General features: G+C 71.6%; 23 protein-coding genes. 9 read left to right on the top strand and 14 right to left on the bottom strand.

The genetic code is table 11. From position 1 onward, the window contains the following. Positions 1 to 102: 102 nt before the first annotated feature. A complete protein-coding gene (locus AB0L40_RS04305; protein ID WP_364349689.1) occupies positions 103 to 330 on the bottom strand; it encodes a hypothetical protein in 228 nt (75 codons plus the stop codon). 331 nt (positions 331 to 661) lie between these two features. Between AB0L40_RS04305 and AB0L40_RS04300 the strand changes: the two genes are divergently transcribed. Further along, positions 662 to 1,951: a hypothetical protein gene (locus tag AB0L40_RS04300; RefSeq protein WP_364349686.1), complete on the top strand. Its 1,290-nt coding sequence runs from the start codon at positions 662 to 664 to the stop codon at positions 1,949 to 1,951. A 799-nt stretch (positions 1,952 to 2,750) separates the two neighbouring features. Here AB0L40_RS04300 and AB0L40_RS04295 read toward each other — a convergent pair. The 3 genes from AB0L40_RS04295 to AB0L40_RS04285 all read right to left on the bottom strand — a co-directional run bounded on the left by AB0L40_RS04295 (position 2,751) and on the right by AB0L40_RS04285 (position 4,781). Further along, a complete protein-coding gene (locus AB0L40_RS04295) occupies positions 2,751 to 3,740 on the bottom strand; it encodes a hypothetical protein (RefSeq protein WP_364349682.1) in 990 nt (329 codons plus the stop codon). Next, on the bottom strand, positions 3,737 to 4,291 hold the full coding sequence (locus AB0L40_RS04290; protein ID WP_364349679.1) for a sigma-70 family RNA polymerase sigma factor: 555 nt from the start codon (positions 4,289 to 4,291) through the stop codon (positions 3,737 to 3,739). The genes AB0L40_RS04295 and AB0L40_RS04290 overlap by 4 nt, the downstream gene beginning before the upstream one ends. A 151-nt stretch (positions 4,292 to 4,442) precedes the next feature. Then, positions 4,443 to 4,781, bottom strand: a complete 339-nt coding sequence (locus AB0L40_RS04285) for a hypothetical protein (protein WP_364349676.1) — start codon at positions 4,779 to 4,781, stop codon at positions 4,443 to 4,445. A 185-nt stretch (positions 4,782 to 4,966) separates the two neighbouring features. On the opposite strand from AB0L40_RS04285, the gene AB0L40_RS04280 reads away from it, so the two are divergent. From AB0L40_RS04280 to AB0L40_RS04270, 3 genes are all read left to right on the top strand, one after another. Beyond that, positions 4,967 to 5,221, top strand: coding sequence for a type II toxin-antitoxin system prevent-host-death family antitoxin (locus tag AB0L40_RS04280; RefSeq protein WP_364349673.1), 255 nt, complete (start codon positions 4,967 to 4,969; stop codon positions 5,219 to 5,221). Positions 5,222 to 5,237: 16 nt separating this feature from the next. Beyond that, complete coding sequence (locus AB0L40_RS04275; protein ID WP_364349670.1) at positions 5,238 to 5,627, top strand: PIN domain-containing protein; 390 nt, start codon at positions 5,238 to 5,240, stop codon at positions 5,625 to 5,627. 488 nt (positions 5,628 to 6,115) lie between these two features. Beyond that, the gene (locus tag AB0L40_RS04270) at positions 6,116 to 7,117 is read left to right on the top strand and encodes a carboxypeptidase-like regulatory domain-containing protein (RefSeq protein WP_364349667.1); all 1,002 of its coding nucleotides are present in this window, start codon (positions 6,116 to 6,118) and stop codon (positions 7,115 to 7,117) included. Between the two features lie 562 nt (positions 7,118 to 7,679). Here the strand turns inward: AB0L40_RS04270 and AB0L40_RS04265 are convergent. Beyond that, a complete protein-coding gene (locus AB0L40_RS04265; protein WP_364349664.1) occupies positions 7,680 to 8,276 on the bottom strand; it encodes a hypothetical protein in 597 nt (198 codons plus the stop codon). 161 nt (positions 8,277 to 8,437) lie between these two features. On the opposite strand from AB0L40_RS04265, the gene AB0L40_RS04260 reads away from it, so the two are divergent. Beyond that, on the top strand, positions 8,438 to 8,680 hold the full coding sequence (locus AB0L40_RS04260) for a hypothetical protein (protein ID WP_364349661.1): 243 nt from the start codon (positions 8,438 to 8,440) through the stop codon (positions 8,678 to 8,680). A 32-nt stretch (positions 8,681 to 8,712) separates the two neighbouring features. Then, the gene (locus AB0L40_RS04255; RefSeq protein WP_364349658.1) at positions 8,713 to 9,069 is read left to right on the top strand and encodes a hypothetical protein; all 357 of its coding nucleotides are present in this window, start codon (positions 8,713 to 8,715) and stop codon (positions 9,067 to 9,069) included. A gap of 123 nt (positions 9,070 to 9,192) precedes the next feature. Here the strand turns inward: AB0L40_RS04255 and AB0L40_RS04250 are convergent, their stop codons facing one another. Next, a complete protein-coding gene (locus tag AB0L40_RS04250) occupies positions 9,193 to 9,630 on the bottom strand; it encodes a hypothetical protein (protein WP_364349655.1) in 438 nt (145 codons plus the stop codon). Positions 9,631 to 9,752: 122 nt separating this feature from the next. On the opposite strand from AB0L40_RS04250, the gene AB0L40_RS04245 reads away from it, so the two are divergent. Together AB0L40_RS04245 and AB0L40_RS04240 are read left to right on the top strand one after the other, a co-directional pair. Further along, a complete protein-coding gene (locus AB0L40_RS04245) occupies positions 9,753 to 11,003 on the top strand; it encodes a hypothetical protein (protein ID WP_364349652.1) in 1,251 nt (416 codons plus the stop codon). A 613-nt stretch (positions 11,004 to 11,616) separates the two neighbouring features. Beyond that, positions 11,617 to 12,978 (top strand): hypothetical protein, encoded by a 1,362-nt coding sequence (locus AB0L40_RS04240; protein WP_364349649.1) that lies wholly within the window; start codon positions 11,617 to 11,619, stop codon positions 12,976 to 12,978. 411 nt (positions 12,979 to 13,389) lie between these two features. Here the strand turns inward: AB0L40_RS04240 and AB0L40_RS04235 are convergent, their stop codons facing one another. Continuing rightward, positions 13,390 to 13,851, bottom strand: a complete 462-nt coding sequence (locus AB0L40_RS04235) for a sigma factor (protein WP_364349646.1) — start codon at positions 13,849 to 13,851, stop codon at positions 13,390 to 13,392. Between the two features lie 358 nt (positions 13,852 to 14,209). Here AB0L40_RS04235 and AB0L40_RS04230 point away from each other — a divergent pair, with 358 nt between their 5' ends. Beyond that, positions 14,210 to 14,626, top strand: a complete 417-nt coding sequence (locus AB0L40_RS04230; protein WP_364349643.1) for a hypothetical protein — start codon at positions 14,210 to 14,212, stop codon at positions 14,624 to 14,626. Between the two features lie 127 nt (positions 14,627 to 14,753). On the opposite strand, the gene AB0L40_RS04225 is transcribed toward AB0L40_RS04230, so the two are convergent. The 7 genes from AB0L40_RS04225 to AB0L40_RS04195 all read right to left on the bottom strand — a co-directional run bounded on the left by AB0L40_RS04225 (position 14,754) and on the right by AB0L40_RS04195 (position 21,529). Then, the gene (locus AB0L40_RS04225; RefSeq protein ID WP_364349640.1) at positions 14,754 to 16,415 is read right to left on the bottom strand and encodes a peptide chain release factor 3; all 1,662 of its coding nucleotides are present in this window, start codon (positions 16,413 to 16,415) and stop codon (positions 14,754 to 14,756) included. A 131-nt stretch (positions 16,416 to 16,546) separates the two neighbouring features. Next, a complete protein-coding gene (locus tag AB0L40_RS04220) occupies positions 16,547 to 17,761 on the bottom strand; it encodes a hypothetical protein (protein WP_364349637.1) in 1,215 nt (404 codons plus the stop codon). Between the two features lie 313 nt (positions 17,762 to 18,074). Beyond that, positions 18,075 to 19,043: a hypothetical protein gene (locus tag AB0L40_RS04215; protein ID WP_364349634.1), complete on the bottom strand. Its 969-nt coding sequence runs from the start codon at positions 19,041 to 19,043 to the stop codon at positions 18,075 to 18,077. Then, the gene (locus AB0L40_RS04210; protein ID WP_364349631.1) at positions 19,040 to 19,603 is read right to left on the bottom strand and encodes a sigma-70 family RNA polymerase sigma factor; all 564 of its coding nucleotides are present in this window, start codon (positions 19,601 to 19,603) and stop codon (positions 19,040 to 19,042) included. The genes AB0L40_RS04215 and AB0L40_RS04210 overlap by 4 nt, the downstream gene beginning before the upstream one ends. Before the next feature lie 46 nt (positions 19,604 to 19,649). Further along, complete coding sequence (locus tag AB0L40_RS04205; protein WP_364349628.1) at positions 19,650 to 19,865, bottom strand: hypothetical protein; 216 nt, start codon at positions 19,863 to 19,865, stop codon at positions 19,650 to 19,652. A gap of 45 nt (positions 19,866 to 19,910) precedes the next feature. Continuing rightward, positions 19,911 to 20,933, bottom strand: a complete 1,023-nt coding sequence (locus tag AB0L40_RS04200) for a hypothetical protein (RefSeq protein WP_364349625.1) — start codon at positions 20,931 to 20,933, stop codon at positions 19,911 to 19,913. After that, the gene (locus tag AB0L40_RS04195; RefSeq protein WP_364349622.1) at positions 20,930 to 21,529 is read right to left on the bottom strand and encodes an RNA polymerase sigma factor; all 600 of its coding nucleotides are present in this window, start codon (positions 21,527 to 21,529) and stop codon (positions 20,930 to 20,932) included. Before AB0L40_RS04195 ends, AB0L40_RS04200 begins: the two co-directional genes overlap by 4 nt. Positions 21,530 to 21,548 lie beyond the last annotated feature (19 nt).

Below are 21,548 nucleotides of genomic sequence, written 5' to 3'. Positions count from 1 at the left end.
GGGCCTCGGGACCGCCTGCCGGGCGGACCCCGTCGCGCTTCGGCCTGCCACCATCACCGCCGCGCCAACACCCCGTTGATCAGTGGATCCCTAGATGTGCGGTCAGACCGCGGAAGGCACGCGGTGCTCGCGCTTCAGGTACAGAATCTTGTTCCCGAGTGGGTCGAGGATGACGGTCACGAGTTCATACCCTTCGTCTCCTGCGGCATCGAGGGCGTAACGCTCGCCGTAGTTGCTCGCCATGTCGAGGTCAGGCCCCTCGGACACCACTTCGCTCCCCGGGCTCGCGTCAGCGCGCAGGGTGATCGTTGCGTGGTCGAACTTCTTCACCGGTCGAGGCTAGAACACGGGGCGGCGCCGCGAACGCGCAGCACGTTCGAGAAGGACCGCCGGGCGATTCTTCGGGCAGCCGCACCTATCCGGATCCACCGGTGTTCAATCCGGTGTCTTGTTCCGTCCTTGGCGGAGGCTTCTCGGGCGGACGTCGAGCGCTTTCGCGAATCTCCCGTCGGAATCCCGCATGCCTCCACGCGTTGCTCGTCTCACCATCGCTGGCTCGGTCGCCATGATGGTCCTCATCGGTCCGCCGTCGGCGGGTGCGGCACCTTCGCCTACTGCGCTCTGCCGGACGGCCGCAACCGAAACACCCGACGCCGGCATCTTGCTGAACTTCGAGGTGAGCGCGCCCGACCAGCGGACCGCGCCGGTCTGGACCAACCGGCAGCGATCTCTGGTCGGTGTCGTTCGAGTCCCGGACGGCCGGGCCAGAACGCTGCAGGTGTGCACGATCGCGGCTCCGAAGAAGTACACGGCCTCGGCGAGGACACTCGCGATCACGGGCAATCCGATCCGTCTGCCCGCTGCGGCACGCATCGTAGATGTCCAGATCGCAGAGAACTGGATCGTCTGGGCGACGCAGCTGCGCGCACATGGGCCCGTCGTAGTGCATCGACGAGCTATCGCCGGCCGCGCCCCGCGGACCGTCTCACGCACCTTCGCGAGTGCCGTCGATGGCACCGCGGTGACGCCGCGTGGAACGATCGTCGTCAACCAGGTCGAGAAGTCGATCAACCGTGTCTGGGCCTGGCGGCCGGGCCGGTCGCTGCAGCCACTCGTTCCCGCCAGGAAGATCAGCAACGACGCCGACGCTCCGCCGAGCCGTCAGCGCTTCGACCTCTCGACGTGGGAGCCGGGCCTGGTGAGCCTCGGCCTCACGGGGCCTGCCGGCGATCGGATCGTCACCGTCGACGGTCGGCGAGGTTGCACGCCATGGGATTCGTCCCGATCGATCACATCCGGATCGACGGCGTCGGACCGGTCGACGAACCGCCTGCGTGTCGTCGTCGACACCGACCTGGGGTGGTCGCGACGTGTCGTCTCCGACGATCCTTGGTCGAGCTCGCCCGATGCACTCGGCTTCACCGAGCACCTGAAGATCTGCGACCGCGCCGGTCGCCGGCTGTACGCCGCCACGACGGGCCAGAACGGCTACAGCACCGAGGACAGCCAGACCGTCGGAACGCCCGACATTGTCGGCGGGGCGGTCATCTTCGATTACTTCTACTACCAGGGGTCCGGGGGCTCCGGAAACACGACCACGTCCACTGACGCGGTCCTCGTCCCCGCCGATCCGAACGCCGCTCCCGGCCCGGACGTTCGCTTCCCCGTCGCCACCACCACCGCGGCCGCCTGGGCGACGAAAGACGCCATCTGGGCCAGCGACGCGACCGGCGTGCACAGGACCGCGCTCACCACGGACGGCCTTCGAGGCCTGAGGCTGAACGGGTCTCGGCTCATCGCCTCAAAGACGGTGGCATCGCAGTCGATCGACCTGTCGCCACTGCCCGCCCGGTCCGTCGCGCTGGCGAACAGTCGCACGAGCGACGCCGACTTCGGACAGTGCTCCGGTCAGTTCGCTGAGGCGTGTGCCATTCCCCCGACCGACGGATAGCGGGGCCCACCACCGGATCACGCTCCAGCATCGGAAACCACTCCGGCTGGGTAAACGCAAGACCGGTGCGATGCCGCAAACGACCCGTTCGATCACACGGGGTTGAAGACCGCGTTGTCGAGCACGACGTAGATCGCGAACAGGACGACCAACGCCACGAGCACCAGAAGGACCGTGGACCACCGCACGTGGACACGGTCTACCGCCCGAGCGTGCGCGTCAAGCGACGTGAGCTGAACGACCCCGGTCAGGGTCCATCGTCGTAGTCTCCGCGCATGATCGCGGCCGCTCTCGTAGGCGCTGTCATCGCGCGGCGGTCGCCGGCGCGATCCTCTACCCCGTTGTCCTCCGGCGAGACGGACCTGAAGTAGCTCGGACCCAGAGACGTAGCGCTCGCGCACCCGCTGCCGGCATCGGTGCTGTTTGACGCGATGAGGGCGGACCTTCGCGCTGCCCGGGAGGCGGCTCGCGACGGCGGACCCGGGAACCCGGTGATGACGGCGGCCGTCGTCGTTGCGGTGCTGGACGTCGAATCACCGCGAGTCCATGTGGCGTGGGCGGGTGACTGCCGGGCATACGTGTGGTCACCGCGGACGTCTCGCACGTTGCAGCGCATCACTGAGGACCACGACGAGATCTACTCGCAGTGGTTGCACAGCCGGTGCTCGGATGCTGCGGCGGGGAGGGCGCGAGCGGCGGTCGATCGAGCGCAGACGGCCAGCGATGCGTTCAGGATGGGCGGGGCACTCGCGAAGAAGGCGTTTCGTCGACGCAACGCGATGCATGTCGAGCTCGCGGTTCAGGGAGTGAGAACGGGGCCGTTGGGCGGTCCTCCGCAGTCGTATCGGCGAGCGGTGTCGGAGGAGCGTGCGCGGGTGACGGGGCCGTGGATGCAGCCGTCGGCGTCGCGTCGCCGGACGATGGTGGGGGTGCGGAGGTTGCGGAGGTTCTCGGCCGTGGGCGGTAGGGCAGCGAGCTTGCGGACGACGGATGCGTAGCGCATGGTCGTCGGGCCGTCGGACTCGGGTGCATTGCCGATGAAAGCCTGCGATTCGGTGATCATGCCGAGGGGCGCTCCGGTCTTGCGGTCCAGGTAGAACGACTGCGCGAACCCGCGTTCGGGGCGCCGTGGGTCGCGGACGATGTACCGACGTGCGGGGCGTCCGGCGTAGGTGGTGTCGCCGGCGGGGTCGAGCTGGCCCCGCTCGTAGCTCTTGCGGAACTCGGCGACGAAGCCGGCCTGCTCGGTGGCGATCACGTTGGCGGAGTCTTCGTTGTCCGACGGGCGGACGATGCGGTACATCCCGTCGTTGTCGATGTGGTGCATGACGCCGTCGGTTCCAGTGACGTGATCGGCGACCATCGGTCGGCGGTCGGGCGGGAAGATCGAGGTGACGGTGTGCGACTCCTTGCCGTAGGCCCAAGATTCGTCGCGGTATCGCTCGCGGCGGGTGATCTTGCCCTTCGTGGTCTGCGTCGAGGTGGCTGTGACGAGGGCGTACGCGATGCGCCCGCGCGGCGCGGTGGTCTGTGCGTAGGCCTCGGCGGTCAGGTCGATCGGTGTGCCAGCACCTGGGAGGACGACGAGGGCGGTGGCACCAACGGCGAGGAGCCCCAGGCTGGGGACGAGCGCGCGTCGGGCTCTCGGGCGCGTGCGGGGGATGACGTCCGCCGGAACAGTCCGGTGCCGTGCGGCGTCGATCTGCTCGGCGGTCGGCTGCTCGTTGGGGTCGATGTCCCGGGCGGGGTCCGCTGCTGCGAGGCCGAGGAGGATCTGATCGGGATTCATACCTGCTTCTCCGGGACGGGGTGGTGATGGGTGGGGCGTGGTGCGCGTTCGAGCTCGGTGGCGGCGGCATGCAGCCGGCGGCGGGCTCGCGAGAGACGCATGGAGAACGCGACGCGGGTGATGCCGAGGACCTGAGCGGCGGTGGCGTGGTCCAGGCCTTCCCAGGCGACGAGGCGGAGGGTCTCGCGTTCGCGCTCGGACAGTTCTCGGAAGGCGGCGAGCGCGAGGTCGCGGTCAGCGATCTCGTCGCCCGGGTCCTTCGCGCTCTCGTGCTCGTCGGTCGCTGCGCGCCGGAGGTCCTCGTTCCGTGCGCGCTTCATCGCGGCTGAGCGGTGCTCGGCGCCGATGAGGTTCCGGGCTGTGACGTACAGCCAAGGAAGTGGCTCCGCGGGTACGTCCTCCAGCCGACGCCATGCGACCGCGAAGATGTCAGCGACGACGTCGTCGACGACTGCCTCGTCGACGCGACGGTGAACGAAGCGCTTGATGGCCGCGTGGTGTTCCCGGTACAACGCGTCGAAGCGCTCAAGGTTGGAGAGGGGTGGCGGCACGGTCTCCTTATGTCGACGGCGAGCCGGATGTAACACGAGTCATTGCGAATCTCGCCCATCCGCGCTCACCGGGCTCTGCGAGCGATGGCATATTTCCTGAACGACCCGATGGCCCTCGATACGCGGATCGGGACCGTCGGCAGATCCCACGCTACGTACAGAGTGTCGAAAGGACCGCCGTGGATCCGTCGCGTTTGACGATGATGGTTCCGCCTCCATCGTTGGGTCCGTCTCTGAGGTACGAGCAGTCCCACTCGTCGGTCCTCTGTGTGCACGTGACGATTCGCGCCTTCGGTGACCCCTCGCAGGTCTTCTTGGCCTGCGCCAGCGCGACTTCTTTCGCGTCTGAGAGGGAGTCGACCTTGTCGTTGCTCCCGCACCCGGTGATGCCCGCCGCGAGCGCCACAAGGGTGAGCGCGGCTGCGCGGGTGGTCCTCGCCTGCGGCACGCGGTCGACGGTGGGCGAGAGAGTCGCTTGCCCCAGGCTCATGAGCCAAGCCTAGGACGCACGCCACATCTCGTCGCAAGATGGCTGGCGACGACCCCGAGCCGTCCGGCTTGCGACGAGCCCGGCGGCGTGGGGTGAGATGCCAGAACGGACCCGTGACGCGGCGGGGGTGTCGTCGTGTCTGAAAATCGTGCCGGGGCCTGTAGCACCGGTGCTACAATTCGCGTATGAGGCGGTCGATCACGCAGCGTGAGCTTCGGAACGAAAGTGGTGACGTCATGAGAGCGCTCGACCGCGGGGAGCATTTCGTCGTGACGCGCAACGGTGTGCCGGTGGGGGAGCTGAGTCCCGTCGCGCCGGGGCCGTTCGTAGAACGTGACGCCGTCTTGCGGGCGTTCATGAACGCCCCGATCGTCGACCAGGGCCGGTTCCGGGCCGACCTCGACGACGGGGTCGACCAGGGATCGGAGCCTCGTGCCTGAAGGTCGACGGCGAGGGTTGATCGACACGTCGGTCGTCATCGATCTGGGCCGTCTCGATGAGCACGAGCTTCCCGATGAGCTCGCGGTCTCGGCGATCACGATGGCCGAGCTCGCTGCCGGTCCGCACGCCACCGACGACCCGGCAGAGCGGGCGCGTCGCCAAGAGCGCCTGCAACGGGCCGAAGCGGTGTTCGCGCCGTTGCCATTCGACGACGCGGCCGCTCGCGCCTACGGGCGCATCTACGCGTCGGTTCACGCTGCCGGCCGCAAGGCACGGGGACGACGAGCAGTCGACCTGCTGATCGCAGCCGCCGCGCTCGCTGCCGGACTGCCGCTCTACACGTGCAACCCAGACGACTTCCAGGACCTCGACGGCCTCGACGTGATCGCGATCGCCCCGGCCTGAGGAGCGACCTCAGCGCTCGATCCGTTCGCGTTCCGTACACGACCGGGTGCCGACCCTCCAGGATCAGCCGTCCGCGTTGCCGGCGGGCAGATCAGTCCTCTTCTACGCCGGTGACGCTGGCTGCGTGCGATCGGATCCCGATGGGCCAGAGCGTTGCCCCGTCGATGCTTGCGCGCGGCCGGTAGGGCTGGTTGCATACTGCGTCTCGTCGTCGCGTGATGGTTCTGCGGCCGCACGCCCGCTCGCCCGTGATCGCCCCAGGAGCGCCCATGAACACCGATGCATCCTGCCCTCGCGGGAGCGCGACGGCACGCCCGCGCCCGGCCTCGCCATCCCGACAGCACTGTCGGCGACTGCTCGTCGTCGGGGTCGCGCTGGTCGCTTCGACCGGCTTCGCCGGACCGGCCTCGGCCGCCGCCGGCTCGTTCTCCGGCACGGTCACGGGGCCGGGAGGCGCCCCGGTCGACGCGTCCGCGACCTGCGTGTTCGTGTCGACCGCCTCCCCCTCCGGCTTACCCCTCGGACACGCCGCGATCTCCTCTGACGGGACGTACCGGCTCGTCGGCCTGGGTCCCGGGGACTACCGCGTCAAGTTCGACAGCTGCGAGCAGGTGGGGTCCGACACGTACGGCCTCCAGTACTACCGTGCAGCGAAGCGCCCGGGAGACGCCACGACCGTCACCGTCCCCAGCGGCGGGGAGCGGACCGGCGTCGACGCGACGCTCGAGCCCGGGACGAGCATCAGCGGGCACGTCTACGGGAGCTCCGGGACGGACGCTCCCCTGGCGGGCGCCTGCGTCTCGGTCGCTGTGCCGTCGCCCGACACCGGCGGCGTGACCTTCGAGCGTCGCGTCAGCACGGACGCGGCCGGGGCCTACGCGGTCCACGGCCTGGCCGCGGGGGTCGACTACCGCGTCCAGTTCGACCGGTGCAACGCCAGCGGTTCCGCCGCCTACACCTCCGAGTGGTACGACGGCCAGCCGTCCCCGCAGACCGCGAAGGCCGTGACGCCGACGATCGCGAGCCCCGCGGTGGGCATCGACGCCCACCTCGGGCCCGCCGGGTCGGGTGGCTCCCCCGGCGCACCGGCACCGGGCGGGACGACCGGTGGCCAAACCACTCGTCCGCCCGCGACGGCTCCGGCGATCACGCTGTCGAAGCTGCGGGCCGGCAAGCTCGGCACGGTGCTGCGGTCGGGACTGAAGCTCCCGCTCTCCTGCTCCCGCTCCTGCGACCTCGCCGTCAAGGTCACGGTCGCCGGCAGGACGGCGAAGAAGCTGCACCTCGCCAAGAAGGCCACCGAGACGGTGGTCGGCTCGGCCGGCGGGAAGGGCACGACGGCCAGGAAGAACCTCCGGGTGCGGTTCGCCGCGAAGGCCCGGAAGGCCCTCGGGAAGGTCAGGTCCGTACGGCTCGTCGTGACGGTCGTGGCCCGGGACGGCACCGGCCCGAAGCGGACCACGAAGCGCGCCCTGATCCTGAAGCGCTGACCTCGCGGCGTCCCGGGTCCGACACCGTGTTGGAGCCGGCGTCGGCGATCACGAGATCGGGATGCCCGTTGCCATCGAGGGCCCCGATCGCCTGGGGCTGAGGCTCAAGCGACACTTGGCACCGCCGTTTTCGAAGCTGTTCTGGCGACTGTCGTCGCCGGCGCAGGCGTTTGGCTCCTTATGGGTCGGCGCGACGGTCGCGCGGCGGCCAACGCGCAGGCGATCCGGTTCGCTCTTCCGTTTGCAGCAGTGGTCTTCGTCATATCGCTGGCCGTGAACGCTCGGTCGTCACGTAGACCGCGATGAAGCATCGACTGCAGTCCCGGCCGACGCCCGCCGTCACCTGCACCGTCCGGCTGCGCGACGGTCTGCAGAACAATTCCGGAGCCGACATCGATCAAGTGGTCCTCGTTCCAGCGCCTACCGCTGACCCACACGGCTCTCGTTCCGGACGCGATCGGGTTTCAACATGCCCGACAACGACGACAGGCGTGACCCCGCCACCGCAGCCGTTCTGGGGCGTCGGGGCGACGCACTCTCACTCGTGCCGGAACCGACCCGGCTACTGCGAGAGGTTTCGTCCTTTGCATCCGATGCGGCGAAGGTCGCGGGCGATCTGGCGATTGGTGGTCCACGAGTCCGACGTTGCACCGGCTGGCAGCGTGCGGAGGGTGACGGTGCGCCGCTGGGCCGTGGTTCGGGGAAGGTGCAGCGTCAGCGTGGTGTGCTTGCCCTTTGGGGTGCCGTCGAGCTTCGGCGTGCCTTGAAGCGTCCACCAATAGCACTTGCCCTTGGGCGTCCCGGTGCTGAGTGCACCGGCGTAGCCGTCGTGGTTGTCGACGGCGTCGAGGAGCTCGATGCGGCCGGGATTCGTCGTGCCGACCGAGTCGGTGCCTGCGAATCGGCCGCGGGCCCGGAAGATCACGACGTAATCGGCGCTGGCGATGTAGTCCGGGGTGTCCCGGTAGACCAGGGCCGGCGCGAGCAGTGTGCCGGGACCCTCGGTCTTCTGAGCTCGGGCGGCCGTTGTGGTGGGCCGGGGCGTTGTTGCCGCCGCGGTGGTCGCGTTGGAGTTCGAGCCGCACGCGGACAACGCCGTGCAGGCTCCTCCTGCGGCTGCGATGACGTACAAGGTGTTCCGTGTGCTGGCGAGCCGCATGATGGTGCTCCTGGGGAACCGAGGGATCGCACAACCATACGTACGGCGGTTGGAACCCCCGCCGGGCGGCCGAAAGGGCTCACAGACGACCGCCCTGTCTGTCATGGCCTGATGGTCGACGGCGTCCTCGCAGCTCGGGGTTCGCGCCTTGGAGGTTCGCGGTGCTCGACGGCGTCGTCATCCGGGCGGAGTCGGTTCTTCCAGAGGTTTCGGATGTCGTCGGTGCTCAGGGCGAGGAGAACCACGAACCCGGCGCACGCGATCCAGTTGCCGGCGATGGCAGCGAAGACAGCGGCAAGGACGGCGGTCAGCGGTGGCGCCAGGGCGTACGCGGCGACGTCGGGAGGCACCCGGGCTTCGCTCTGGCGGGGAACCGTCGACTGACCACTCGCGATGCTTGGTAGCGCTGGAGCGCGGTCCCCGTCATGCTCAGCCGGTGTGGAAGCAGAGGCTCACGAAGGTCGCTGTCGTCGGCGCGATGGTCCTCGTATGCGGTTGCGGCGATGACGCCCCCGAGGTGGTCGTCGCGACGATGCCAGCGAAGGCGAAGCCGTACCCGCGGATCGCGAATGCGCCGGGAGTTTCACCCGGGGCTCGCGTGTCCCGGTTCGATGCGCGGCGCATCATTGGCATGCGCGTTGATCCGGCTCGACGACTCGCGGCCAGGTACGACTGCACCTTGCGGGTCGTCGAAGGAGAGGGAGCTGCGAAGGCGTTCACGGCTGACCTGAACCTGCGGCGCATCGACGTACGAGTCGAACACGGCGTGGTCACGCGGCTGACAGCGCCCTAAGCCGAATCGAGCACCGTCGACGCACGTCCTGCGAATCGGGACCTCGCTGCAGGATCCTAGGTTGGAACGCCCGCACCTCCAGCTGTCGTTCGTCTTGAGCCGCGTCGCGTGTCCTGCTTCAGGTCACGCGTGTTCGGCGTGGAGGATCCAGAAGAGGAGCGCCAGGGTCTCGGGGTCGGCGATCGCGCCGTCGGTGATCTCGCGTGTCACGTTGGCGAGGGGGAGGAGCCGTGTCGGACCGAGGGCTCGGTATGCGTCGGCGTAGAAGTCGGTCGGGGATGTCGGGGCGTCTGGGAGTGCGTCGAGGCTGAGTACGGACAGCTGGACAGGTCGCTGTGTTGAACCTCGGGGCGTTCGAGTGATCATCGTGGCCCCGGTGACGGGGACGAGCAGTGGCGAGGGCAGGATGGTGAAGACGTGTTCCCAGTCGTCGGGAGCTTCGGGATCGAACGTGTCGGCGTAGTCCCGTCGGAAGCCGGCCAGCAGTCCCGTCTCGGTCACGCTCAGCAGAACGGCCCGGGGATCGTGAACCGTGATGACGCTGTCGCCGTCGAAGCCCATGGTCTGAGCCTACGGAGCACGGGTGCCCAGAACGACGGGGTTGGGGTAGCTGGTCGGTGGGGCCCGGCCGTGTGATGCGTCGGTGCTCGCGATCGGTTCCACGGCATGCGAGCGTGCGTCGCATGCGTGAGCCCGTGTGGTGGGAAGAGGCTCGGCGGCTGACCCGCCGGGTCGTGGAGGTTGCGGACGAGGTGGTGGTCGATGAGCCCGAGCGGTGGCTCGCGGCCCAATTCGACCGGAGATCGATCGATGTCGTGACGACGCGCTTCGCGAGCGGGGAAGAGGCCGCCGGGCTGGACCCGGCAGCGACGCTCGATCCGGAGGGTCCGGTTTGGACGAACCGGCTGGGGGACGCCGACGGAGCGACGATCGGCCTCGACGCCGAGGGAGCCGTCGCGACGGTTCGCGCGCACTCGCGACGGGGGGACCAGCACACGGTAGGGGTCGGCCGTCGCGATCCCGACGGCACCGAGATCCTGGTCGTGGTCCGGCATCCGGGCGCTCACGACGTGTCCGCCCGGGCGGTCCTCGACGACGGAGTCGTGGTCGTCGTGCGCGCGGAGTGGGAGCGGGGCGATACGGACGAGCCGCCCGAGCCCGAGGTGCATCTCGTGGTCGTCACGCCGGCGGGCCGCGGCCGGTTGCGGATCGAGCGCGCCCGGGTCTACGTGCAGCGGAGGGAGCCCGATCGTCCCGCCGTCGCGGTGCTTGCGGCCGATGCGGTTCGGCTCGGCATCGACGGGGAGCCGCGCGAGCGACGGGTGGACCGCATGGCGCGCGGAGATATCGCGGGTGGCCAGCCGCCCGCCGAGGTCGAGGTCGTCGGCGCGTGCGCTCCCGATCCGTCGTCGCTGCTCGAGCACGGCCTGCGCGCGCTGGTCGAGCCCGGCGCGCCGGCGTCGGCGTCCGTGCCGCTCTGGTCCCGTCGCCTGCACGGGGGATGGGCGTCGCACGATCCGGCGCCGGGGGACACGGAGGAGGCGGCGTCGGCGATGCGGGACCTGATCGTCGCTGCCGTCACCGGCATCGATCCGGCCGAGCCGTGCGCGCTCGTGATGGGCTGGTGGACGGGCGACACGCGTCGGTCGCCGCCGCTGCCCGACCTGACGGTGCTCGACGGTGCCTGGCGCGATCGCTGGCGGCGCCTTCCGTCCCAGTGGGAGTCGATCTCGAGAACGCGCGACGCCGTCGAGCAGGGGGAGGGCCGCGCGATCGACCTCGCTGCGGTGGCCCCCGACCGGATCGGTGCTCACGACCCTGGCCACCACCGACGGCCCGCAGGACCCCGACCGCGAGAGCAACGCGGACGGCTGGCGACGCTTCCTCGAGGGCTTCGGTGGGCTCCCCGACGACGTCGAGAACCTGACGGCTGACGAGCTCCGCGCGATCGCGATCGAGCGCATCACCCAACAGGCCGGCGACGACCGCGACACCAACGATGACCACGAGCTGTCCGGTGCGGCATTCGGCACGCTCCTGGGGGACGCCCCCGCGCCCAGGGGTGCCCTGCCGAGGAGGGGGAGCTGGTCCTCCTCTCGCTCGACGGGTCCGCCGACCTCGGGCTCGAGTGGGCGACGGGGGCGACGTCCGGATCCTGATCCGCGAGGAGGACGCTGCCGCGGGTCGGTGGGATCGCGCCTGGGCGGTCGGGGACGGCAGCTGAAAGACCGTAGACCGTGGCCACCCGATCCCGTCGGTCGACGGTGTCGGCTCGCCGCCCATGGTCAACGCCCGTGCGCCTTCGGCTTCCGTGGCCGCGGTCCGCGCGGCGGAGCTCGCGTCCGCGCCGACGTCCACCCACCCGGCGGTACGGGTCGCGAACGACCGGCGACGCGCGGGCGGCCCGCCTGCCTGGGGAGGCTCCGAGCACCGAGCCGGCGGCGGTCCTCTGGAGAACGTCCGGCGCACGCGACGGAATCGGGAGCGCCTGCGCACCTCCGGGTGGTGCGCGGTGTTTGGACGGGTATCCCGAGCACCAGGAGTCCCGTGAGATCCGCATCTCCCCACCCGTCGCGCCGGTCGCGATCCGTCGTCGTCGCTTTCGCCGTCGTCCCGCTGGCTCTCGCGGTCGCGGGGCCCGCCGCGGCTGACTCGCCGTGGTCGTCGCCGAAGACGGTCGGTCCGTCGGGCATCGAGCTGAACCAGTTCGTGGTCGGGACGCACGGTGCGTCGCTGGTCTACGGATACGGCAGCGACTCGGAGCTCGTCCCGGTCTCCGCCGCTGGTCGTCCGGGCAAGGTCCGTCGCGTGCCGAACGTCAGCGAGATCTCGGGCTCCGGCGACCGGGCGGTCTACCTGCGCAGTGCCACTCGTGACGGGCCCCAGGGCGTGTCGTTCGGTGACCTCGGCGCCCGGTCGCTCGGCGCGCTGCACCTGGTCACGCGCGGCAAGGAGCTCGCGGAGGACCTGGTCGTCGGCCCGGGCGGGCACGTGCTCGTCGTGGTCGCCGCGAAGACGCCCCCGGACGAGGGAATCACCTCCGCGAACGAGCGCTACCGGCTCGCCTGGTCCACCGCGGGGCATCGATCGCGCTGGTCCTCGTTGCCGGTCCCCGGGCGCGCCGCGCTCCTCGACGCCACGCTGGACCGTCGCGGGGCAGGCGTCCTGCTGTTGCAGCACGCGACGCGCACGGGCTACGTCGTAGCCGCCCGTACGTTCGACCTTCGCACCCGACGGCTGGGGCCCGAGCGGACCCTCGACCACACGAAGTACGACAGCATCGATGGGTCGGTCTCCGTCGACGAGCACGGCGGCGCGGTGCTGGCGTGGGGCATCCAGGACGGGGGCGAGGAGGCCGACCACCCGTACGTCGTCCGTGCGGCGTTCCGGCGGCGCGGGAGGACGACCTACACCTCCGCCGTGACGCTCGATCCGGGCGGCACGCGTGAGCGTCCTGGTGGTGTCCCGCAGACGGCGATGGACGACCAGGGCCGTGCGGCGGTCGCGTGGACTCAGGCGATCGGTGAACTCGACGGACCGACCTCCCCGCGGGTCGCGGTCGCGACGCGCACCGACCGGTTCGGGCCCACGACAGCGCTGCTCCCGGAGGGCTACGTGAACCTCATCGCGGTGCACGGCGGGACGACCGCCGTCTCGGTGACTGGCTCGGCCGTGGCGTTTGATCCGAAGACCAACAGCCTGGACGCACCGCCGCCGACGGTGGCCGGGGTCGCCTTCCGTCGCGACGCCGGTCCGTTCGGTGCGATCGAGCCGGTGGCGACCGCGACGCCGGGCGACCGCGGCGGCCTGCTCATCGACTCGGGGACGACGGGCTTCCGCGCGGTCTGGGAGGGAGCGCGGGCGGAGAACAAGCCGGCCCTGCGCTGGGCGTCGCGGCCCCTGGGGTGAGCGGCGCCCACCCGGTCGCGCGCCGCGCGGCCGATACGTCGACAGCGCCTCGCAGAGGTGCCAGAAAGGACCCACGAAGCGCGGTCTCGACTCTCCGTCCTCGATCGAGCGTGGGTGGACTTCGAAGCCAGGAGGCAGCGGCGGCATGGTCTGCCCGGTCTCGGGAGCCCGGCGCCTCTCCGCGCGATGGGCGCTCCGCGCCGCGAACGTCTTCCCCTGGGGTCTGCACCGACGGCCGGCGGGTCGACCGGCCCGGAGACTGCTACCGCCCCGGAATGACGAACCCACGCGACATGTGCGCCCAGTACCGCGACGGCTCGCCGCCGGGGCCATGTGTCATCCCGGATGCAGCTCGACGGGCGAGGCCGTAGCTGGGCGACCTCCTGGCGCACCGTCCGGCTCCATGTCGGGTCACGGGCGCCCTGGTCGGTCCGCCGGCTGGACTGCTGAGCGCTGGTCGTCGGGGAGCCGTCCGAGGGCCTTGGTGAATGGCTCCTCTCCTGCCACGAGGGCGGCGTAGCCGGCGGTGTCTGCGTCGGTGAGCGGTGGTGGGTCGTGGGCGACGATTCGTCGCTGAAGTCGGTCGTCGCGGCGATCCTTCCGGGCGCTGTCAGCGATCTGGGAGGTGGCGATCGTCAGGAGCCACGGAAGCGCGGTCGGGTTCTGCGGTCGGTATCGCCGTCGAGCGCGGAGCGCAGCGAAGAACGTCGCGGAGACGACGTCGGCGGCGGCGTGTGGGTCGAGTCCGCGTGACGCGACATAGCGCATGACCGCGTCGTTGTGCCGGCGGTAGAACGCGGCGAACGCGTCCTCCGGGCGGCGTCGCTCGGACAGCAGCCGCGCGTCCGTGCGGCGCTCGAAGGACGTGTCCATGCCCGTATATCGTCGCGGGTCCTTGCGATGTGACCGTACGACGGCAGGGCGCGCTCAAACGATCGGCTCGTACGTCGCGGTGGCGCCGCCGGAGTTCTGGGCAACGACACCGTTGGCGCGGGTTGGCGCTCTCGCGAGAGCTTGGAGCGATGGCGAAGACCAGCGTCTGGTTCGCTCGACCGCCCCGACCTGATCGGCGTCGAGCCGGGACGGGCGGGCTAGACTTCGCAGCGTGCGAAACGCGTGGGCTCGCTCGTTCTTGCTCGTCGCTGCGCTCGTTGCGGTGGCGGGTGCTCTCGGGTCGTTGTGGGTTCCGTGGCTCGGAGTCGAGCGCGGCGCGTGCGGCTGGACGTGTTACGTGCCGCTCACGTCCGAGACGGCGAAGCTCACCTACGGGGGGCTCGATGGTCCTGCGGGCCGCTTCGTCGCGCCCGTCGGCGTCGCGCTGGCGATCGCCGCGGGCTGTCTCGCCTTGGCGTGCGTTGCCCTGGCAGGACGTTCCGCGCCGCGCCGGGTGGTGCCGGCGCTGGCGGTCTCTGCGCTGCTCGTGGCCGCGGGATCGATCGTGCTGTCGGTCGTGTCGGAGGCCAGGCGGCTCGAGACCGACACCATCGTGTTCACGGCCGCGGGAACCGGCAGGAGCGTTGCCTCCGGTGGCCTCGGCCCCGGCGTCTTCCTGACGGTCGTCTGCTCCATCGTCGCGGCGATCGTGGCCGGAGCCGTGGCTCGTCGACCGTCTCGTCCGGCACCGTCGGCAGCGCCTACCGGCGCCTGACCTGCGGCCGAGAACCGGTCGGCTCGCCGTCAGGGCGACGTCGTCACGAACGACCGACGCGCTCAGCGGCCTCGACGACCCGCACCGGGCGAGCTCGGCTCCACCGAGGCTCACCAGCCAGTGCGCGTCAGGCCGGCAGGACGTCGGACGCCGTGTTCACGAGCTCGCGCAGCTGGACGTCGGGGTGGCGCTTGGCGAAGCGGCGGAGCTGGAAGCCGTCGGTGAAGGCGGCGAAGACCGCGCCGTCGGCGCCGAGGAGGGCGACGCCGGCCCCGTCGTCCTCGACGGTCTTGACGTCCTCGAGGGCGATGAGGCGGGCTTCGGACCAGGGGAGGGACTCGAGGCGGATCTCCGCGCCGAACTCGTCCTGCATCCGCTGCACCGCGACCTCGAACTGCAGGGCTCCGACGCCGCCCAGGATGGGGCGCGGGTCCTGCACGCCGCCGCGCTGCAGCAGGCGGACGACGCCCTCCTCGTCGAGCTGCTGGAGGCCGCTGCGGAACTGCTTGTGCCGCCGCGCGTCGCGGTTGACGGCCGCCACGAAGCGCTCGGGCGGGATGGTCGGGATCGGCGGGAACGCCACGGAGGTCGATCCGGCGTGCAGCGTGTCCCCGACCCGGAGGTCCAGGGCGCCGACGACGCCGATGACGTCGCCCGGCCAGGCCTCGGGCAGGTCGAGGCGCTCGCGGGCGAACACCGCGTGCGCGTGGTGCATCGTGAAGGGTCGGCCGTTGCGGCTGTTCAGCACCTTCAGCCCCCGCTCGAAGCGCCCGGAGCAGATGCGGACGTACGCGATCCGGTCGCGGTGCCGGGGGTCGGTGTTGGCCTGCACCTTGCAGACGAACCCGGAGAACGGCGCCTCCAGCGGGCGGAGGACCTCCTCGACCGTCGGCCAGGGGGTGGGCGCGGGCGCGATCTCCTGCAGCGCCTGCAGCAGCGCGTCGACCCCGAAGTTCCAGACCGCCGAGCCGAAGAACAAGGGCGTCGAGCTCCCCGCCTCGAAGGTCTCCGGGTCGTGGTCGGCCTCCACGGCGTCCAAGAGGTCCACCTCCTCCCGGGCCGTCGCCCACCGGGGATCCTCGTCGAGGCCCACGTCGTCGGCCGACACGACCTCGTCGTCGACGACGGACGAGCCGCGCGCAGTGCGCGTGAAGCGGTGGAACGAGTCGTCGCGCCGGTCGATGACGCCGCAGAAGTCCTGGCCCTCGCCGACCGGCCAGGTGACCGGCGTCGCCCGCAGGCCGAGCTCCTTCTCGATGTGGTCCACGAGCTCCAGCGGGCTCACGCCCGGGCGGTCGCACTTGTTGACGAACGTGATGATCGGGATCCGCCGGGCCCGGGCGACCTGGAAGAGCCGCCGAGTCTGCTGCTCGATGCCCTTGGCGGCGTCGATCACCATCACCGCGCAGTCCGCCGCGGCGAGGACGCGCAGCGTGTCCTCGGAGAAGTCCTGGTGGCCGGGGGTGTCCAGCAGGTTGACGACGACGTCGCCCACCTCGAACCGCAGGACGGTCGAGCTGACGGAGATGCCGCGCTCGCGCTCGATCTGCATCCAGTCCGACGTCGAGTTCCGCGCGCCGGCCCGGGCCTTGACCGCGCCGGCCTCGTGGACCGCGCCGCCGTAGAGGAGGAGCTTCTCCGTCAGCGTCGTCTTGCCGGCGTCCGGGTGGGAGATGATCGCGAACGTCCGCCGGCGACCGGCCTCGCGCCGGAGGTCGGCCGACGCTGCGGCCGTGGGCTCGGCGGCGCCGTCGGTTGCAATGGCGGCCGAGGTGGGGCTATCGGCCATCCCCTGAGCCTAACGAAGGCGGTCGGCGCGGGACCGGGTGGCCGTGCTCGTACGCGCCGATGTCGTCGAGGATCAGGCGTCGCCGGGAGCCTGAGCCTGGTTTCCTGGTCGGCGGACGAGCACGGCCGCCGTCAGGCGTCGCCGGACTCGGGGAACGCCTCCGCGTACGCCACCTCGACGTTCGCGCGGAGCTCCGTCAGCTCGTCGGCGAGCCGGCGCAGCTGGTCCGGGTCGAGGTCGGTCGGCATCCGGTCGACGTAGTCGGCGCACGCGAGGGACAGGTGCTCGCCGGCGATCAGCGCCTGGATCGGGCCGATCTCCGGGTTCCCGAGGTCGAGGGCGAACCCGTCCGGGCGCTCGGAGAGGTGGAGGGTCGTGAGCTCCCGCCACGAGCCGGGGACGGCGTCGGGCGATGGACTGAGCAGCGTCGTATGGTCCGCCTCGCGCCCCAGGTCTGCCAGGCGGTCCCGGACCTGCCCTGATCCCGGGCCGGCAGGTCCGGCGTCCCGGAAGGCGGCCGTCGCCGTCGCCGCGTCCGCGGCCTCGGCGCGCAGGAGCCACCAGAGGGTCGTCGTCGTCTCCACGAGGGACCGGAACGCGAGGTCGTGCACGAATGCCCCGTCCGTGGGCGCCGGGCCGGCGAGGCCCTTGGCGAGCTTCGCGGCCCGGACCAGCAGGCCCCCGATCACGGCCCGGTCCGGGGCGAGGCCGGGCGCCGTGGTCCTGGCGCAGGCCTCGGCCATGAGCCATCCCCGCCGGAGCGCGCGCCGGCCGACCGCGTCGAACGGGATCCGGCTCTCCGCGGCGGCGAGCTCCGGGACGTCCACGTCGAGCGGCTCGTCGTCGGGCTCGATCTGGCGCTGGGCGCTGGGCGCGTCGACGCCCGCCACCGGGTCGGTCGCCGACGAGGGGGTCGGTATCGGCTGGGCGGCCAGGCAGTGGTCGCAGACCGTGCCGCGCAGCATCGTGGGTCCCACGGCCACGCCGACCCCTCGGACCGCGACCCCCGTCCGCCCGCAGGTCGTGCACCGGGCCGGCTCGTCCTCCGGCGGATGCCCGAGCCGCTCCTCGAGCACCGCGAGGGCCGCCCCGGTGCACTCCGCCCGGCGGCAGGTGCGCAGGTCGAAGATCGACGACTGCCACACCGCGCCCTCGTCCGGATCCTCCGCGAGGTGCGCGCAGACCCGCATCGACGGGGCGGCGGCCCGGTAGCGCCGGATCAGGTCCAGCACCCACGGCGTGATCGTCGCCCCGAGCACCGGGGCCACGGGGCGGCCGTCGGCCGTGGCCGGTGCGAACAGGCTCTCGGGGGACGAGCTCGAGGCCCTACCGTCGGCGATGCCCATGCTCCAACTATCCAACGGCGAGCATCGGCGCGTCGGATCGTCCCCGTTCAGGGGCGAACCGGAGGCCCCGCGCTACGCCGCGGACGCCAAGGCGCTCGAGATCACGGTCGACGGGATCGGATCGGACGACGGCGACGAGGCGACCGGCGCGTGGCCGCTGGAAGCCGCGGGCTACGACGGGCAGTACTGGGTGGGGACCGAGCCCGAAGCGCACCCGGACTGGTCGGGCAGGTCCGCGGCCGAGGTCGCCGAGATCGTCCAGGCCGCGTTGGAGCGGATCGGCGAGCCGGGGCCTGAATCCGTCTGCCACGCCTCACTCCTCGATCACCAGGAACCGGTCGGCGGGGAACGCCGGCGGGCGCACCAGGCGGAGGTTCTGCTCGGTGGCCGGCAGGACGTCCCAGCGGGTATAGCGACTGCGATAGACCACGTCGCGCTTGGTGGTGCCGTACGCGACGGCGCCGTTCTCGTAGCGCAGGATGCGCGGGGTGTCGCCCTCCTGCAGCCACCAGGTCTGGAACGAGGTGACGGGGCGCAGGCCGGCCGGTCCGCCCTGCGGCCAGCGGCTCCGCTTCTCGGGGTCGGGACACACGCCGGCGTTGTTGGTCGCGTCGGCGTAGCACTTCTGCCGCTGCTCGAGCACGAGCACCTTCGTGCCGTTCGCCGTGGTGGTGCGTCGCACGACGAGGTCGTTGTTGCGGGCGCGCTTCAGCAGGTCGTCGACCTCTTCGGCCGGCGACTGCGAGCTGGACGTGTTCTCGGCGCCATGGAGGTCGCCGTGCGTCACCACGGGCCGTCCATCGGCAGCACGCCGCGACCCCCGGGTCCACCGCTCGTGCTTGGACGGGTTCCAGTACTCCGAGTCCCGCTTGGGATCGTCGCTGGAGTACCGCACGTGTTGCTCTCGGGTCGCGAGATCGGTCCAGTCCTCCTCGGTCCGGCGTTCGACCGTGCGGCCGTACTGCGTCGTCTCGGCCCTGCGGACGAGCACGCCCTCCCGGAGCGAGCGGCGCAGCTGCTGGACGGCCGCCTCGGCGGGTGACGCCCCGAGCAGCGGCGAGTCGTGATCCCCCGGCGACGGCAGCGCGGTCACGACGAGGACGGTGGCCGCGGCGGCGACCGCGATGCCGATCGCGGCGCGTCGCCGGCGCGGCCGGGTGGTCGGGAGCCGGCGGACGGCGTCCTGCTCGCGGGCCGCGGCGAACAGCGCACGGCCGAAGTCGTCGCGGAACCGCTCGAGGTCCTCGGGCGCCGCGGTCGGGTCCTGCGGGGAATCGGTCATGTGGTCTCCAGTCCACGCGCGGCGCGCGACGTCGGGTCGGTGAGGGGGAGCAGGTCCGCGAGCGCCTTGAGCCCGCGTGAGACGCGCGCTCGTGCGGCCGGTTCCGAGATCGCGAGCGCGGCGGCGACGTCGGCGTACGAGCGCTGGTCGACGATCCGCAGCCGGACCGCCTGGCTGAGTCCCGAGGGGATCTCCGCGACGGCCTTGCCGACGGCGTCGCGGAGCTCCTCGAGATCGCAGAGCGCCTCGAGGTGCGAGGCCGGGTCGACGCCCAGGTCGGGACGTTCGAGATCGAGCCGGTTCAGGGCGCGCTTCTCGGCGTAGCCGCGCCGGTAGTACAGCGCGAGCTGGCGGCGGGCCACCGTGTAGAGGAGGGCGGCGTCGCTCTCGTCGTGGCCCGTCAGACCGCCGCGGCGGCGGGTGCCGGCGACCATCTGGGCGAACGTCTCGGCCCAGAGGTCGGCGGCGATCTGTGGGTCCGCGGTGCGGCGGACGAAGAACGACAGCAGCCGCTCGGACTGTCGTCGGTAGAGGCGCTCGAGCGCGTCGCTTGGCGTCATGTGCCCCTTCCATTGCACTCGGCGGCGGGTTGTGACAGCGACGCGGTCAGAGGGTCGCGTCGAGTCCTTCGGTCGCGGCGACGGCGTCGACGGCGCGCTTCGTCGCGGCGAGTCCGATGCCGGTGCGCCGATTCGTGATCTTCATCGCCTCGATCGCCTTGCCGCCGCGCAACAGCTCCACCACCTCCGTTCGCAGCGGTTCCGCGAGGAGCACGGGTTCGTGGACGGGATGCAACCAGGCGCGGAGGTGCCGAACGAGCATGGGGTCCTGCTGTCCAGATCCCGCGGGTCCCAACCGGGCCGACGGTCAGTCTGCCTGGGGCGACGGCATCTCGCCCGCCCCGTCGATGGTCAGGAGCTTCGCGGTCTCGGGGGTGAACGGCAGCCGCTCGAACACCTCGAAGACCCAGCGGTCGACGATGCGCCGCTCGTGGCGCGCGGCGGGCTCCTCGTCGTTCGGATGCGCCGCCAGGACCCGGAGGGACGTGACGCGGACGGGGGCGTAGGAGCCCGCGTCGATCAGGTACTCGAAGTCCACGGGCGGGGTCCACGTGCCGCCGGCGTCGACGTACCCGTCCTCGCGACCCACCAGGCGGCGCACGTGCCGGCCGTCGAGGTCGGTCTTGCCCGCCTCGCGCAGCCGGCCGCCGTCGAGGAGCCTCCGGATCGTGGTGACCGGGTCGCCCTTCGAGTCGAGGCCCGACAGGCGCCCGCCGGACGTCCCGGTCAGATCGCGGACGGCGCGTCGACGCTCCCGGGCGCCCATCTGCCGCTCGCGACCCTTCGGCTCCCAGGAGTTCCGCTCCGCCACCACGCCGTCGGCGTAGGCGGTCTGCATGGTCGCCTGGCCACCGCCGGGCGCGTCGAGGAAGCGGACCTCCCGGTGACGCAGGGGCGTGGCGGTGCTCCAGCTCTCGATGTCGCCGGTGACGGTCCCGACCTTCCGGCCGACGTCACCGGGGTGGTGGTGTCCGCCGCGGGGCTCGGCGTACATCGCCCCCATGAAGACGTACGGCCCGTGGTGGTAGCGCACGAGCGCGTGGACGATGCCCTCGCCGCCGGGCTCCGCGGCGGCGCGGGCCGAGGCCACGACGTCGACGGGCGTCCCGCGAAGCCCGGGAACGACCGCCGTCCCGGCCAGACCGACGGCGGAGACGCCCGCCAGCGCGATGCCGCCCCGCACGAAGCGGCGACGGGTCAGCGCTCCGGGGTCCTCGGTGCGCCGGTCGGGGGCGGTCGTCGTGCGCAGATCCGCGACGAGCGCGTCGCGGAGGGTGCGGCGGCGGTCGTCGTCGGGCAGCAGGGAGTCGATGTCGGGCAGCGGGCTCACGAGGAGGTCTCCTTCGTGGTCGGGCGGAGGGTGGGGCGGACGTCGGTGGGGAGGGGGCCCGCGGCGAGACGGGCCCGGGCGCGGGAGAGCCGGGAGCGGACGGTGCCGACCGGCAGGCCGAGCGCCGAGGCGGTCTCCTCGTAGGTCAGGTCGGCGAGCGCGACGAGGGCGAGGACCTCGCGCTCGCGCTGGGGGAGCGCATCGAGTTGCGCGCGGACCTCGTGGAGGCGCGCGGCGGCGTCGACGCGATCCGCCGCGTCGTCGTCGTGGTCCGGCCGGGGTTCGCCGGCACGGCCCAGGCGCTCGAGCGCGGCGCGGTGCCTCCGGCGGGTCCTCCACTGATTGCGCAGGACGTTCGTCGCGATCGCCAGCAGCAGCGGCCGGGCGTCGCCCGTGGTGAGCGGCGTGCTCGCGCGCCGCCGCCAGGCCTCGAGGAACACGATCGAGGTCAGGTCCTCGGCGAGCGCGGGATCGCCGGTCCGCCAAAGGCAGAAGGCGAGGACGGCCCGGTCGTGCCGCTCGTAGAGCACTCCGAACGCGTCGGTGTCCCCGGCGACGGCGCGGCGCCAGAGGAGAGGGTCTGGGGGAGGGCTCATCTGTCTGTTCATGACCGCA

This window comes from Patulibacter sp. NPDC049589, assembly GCF_040675535.1.
GTDB lineage: Bacteria > Actinomycetota > Thermoleophilia > Solirubrobacterales > Solirubrobacteraceae > Patulibacter.
The sequence above is the reverse complement of the archived record's forward strand: the minus strand, read 5'-3'. Positions and strand labels throughout refer to the sequence as shown.

Bases quoted from the DNA above. Each gene is read 5' to 3' on its own strand.
- AB0L40_RS04195 (WP_364349622.1), bottom strand. From the start codon at position 21,529: ATGAGCCCTCCCCCAGACCCTCTCCTCTGGCGCCGCGCCGTCGCCGGG.
- AB0L40_RS04295 (WP_364349682.1), bottom strand. From the start codon at position 3,740: ATGAATCCCGATCAGATCCTCCTCGGCCTCGCAGCAGCGGACCCCGCC.
- AB0L40_RS04205 (WP_364349628.1), bottom strand. From the start codon at position 19,865: ATGCTCGTTCGGCACCTCCGCGCCTGGTTGCATCCCGTCCACGAACCC.
- AB0L40_RS04250 (WP_364349655.1), bottom strand. From the start codon at position 9,630: ATGGGCTTCGACGGCGACAGCGTCATCACGGTTCACGATCCCCGGGCC.
- AB0L40_RS04285 (WP_364349676.1), bottom strand. From the start codon at position 4,781: ATGAGCCTGGGGCAAGCGACTCTCTCGCCCACCGTCGACCGCGTGCCG.
- AB0L40_RS04210 (WP_364349631.1), bottom strand. From the start codon at position 19,603: ATGACGCCAAGCGACGCGCTCGAGCGCCTCTACCGACGACAGTCCGAG.
- AB0L40_RS04225 (WP_364349640.1), bottom strand. From the start codon at position 16,415: ATGGCCGATAGCCCCACCTCGGCCGCCATTGCAACCGACGGCGCCGCC.
- AB0L40_RS04245 (WP_364349652.1), top strand. From the start codon at position 9,753: ATGCGTGAGCCCGTGTGGTGGGAAGAGGCTCGGCGGCTGACCCGCCGG.
- AB0L40_RS04280 (WP_364349673.1), top strand. From the start codon at position 4,967: ATGAGGCGGTCGATCACGCAGCGTGAGCTTCGGAACGAAAGTGGTGAC.
- AB0L40_RS04215 (WP_364349634.1), bottom strand. From the start codon at position 19,043: ATGACCGATTCCCCGCAGGACCCGACCGCGGCGCCCGAGGACCTCGAG.
- AB0L40_RS04235 (WP_364349646.1), bottom strand. From the start codon at position 13,851: ATGGACACGTCCTTCGAGCGCCGCACGGACGCGCGGCTGCTGTCCGAG.
- AB0L40_RS04265 (WP_364349664.1), bottom strand. From the start codon at position 8,276: ATGCGGCTCGCCAGCACACGGAACACCTTGTACGTCATCGCAGCCGCA.
- AB0L40_RS04220 (WP_364349637.1), bottom strand. From the start codon at position 17,761: ATGGGCATCGCCGACGGTAGGGCCTCGAGCTCGTCCCCCGAGAGCCTG.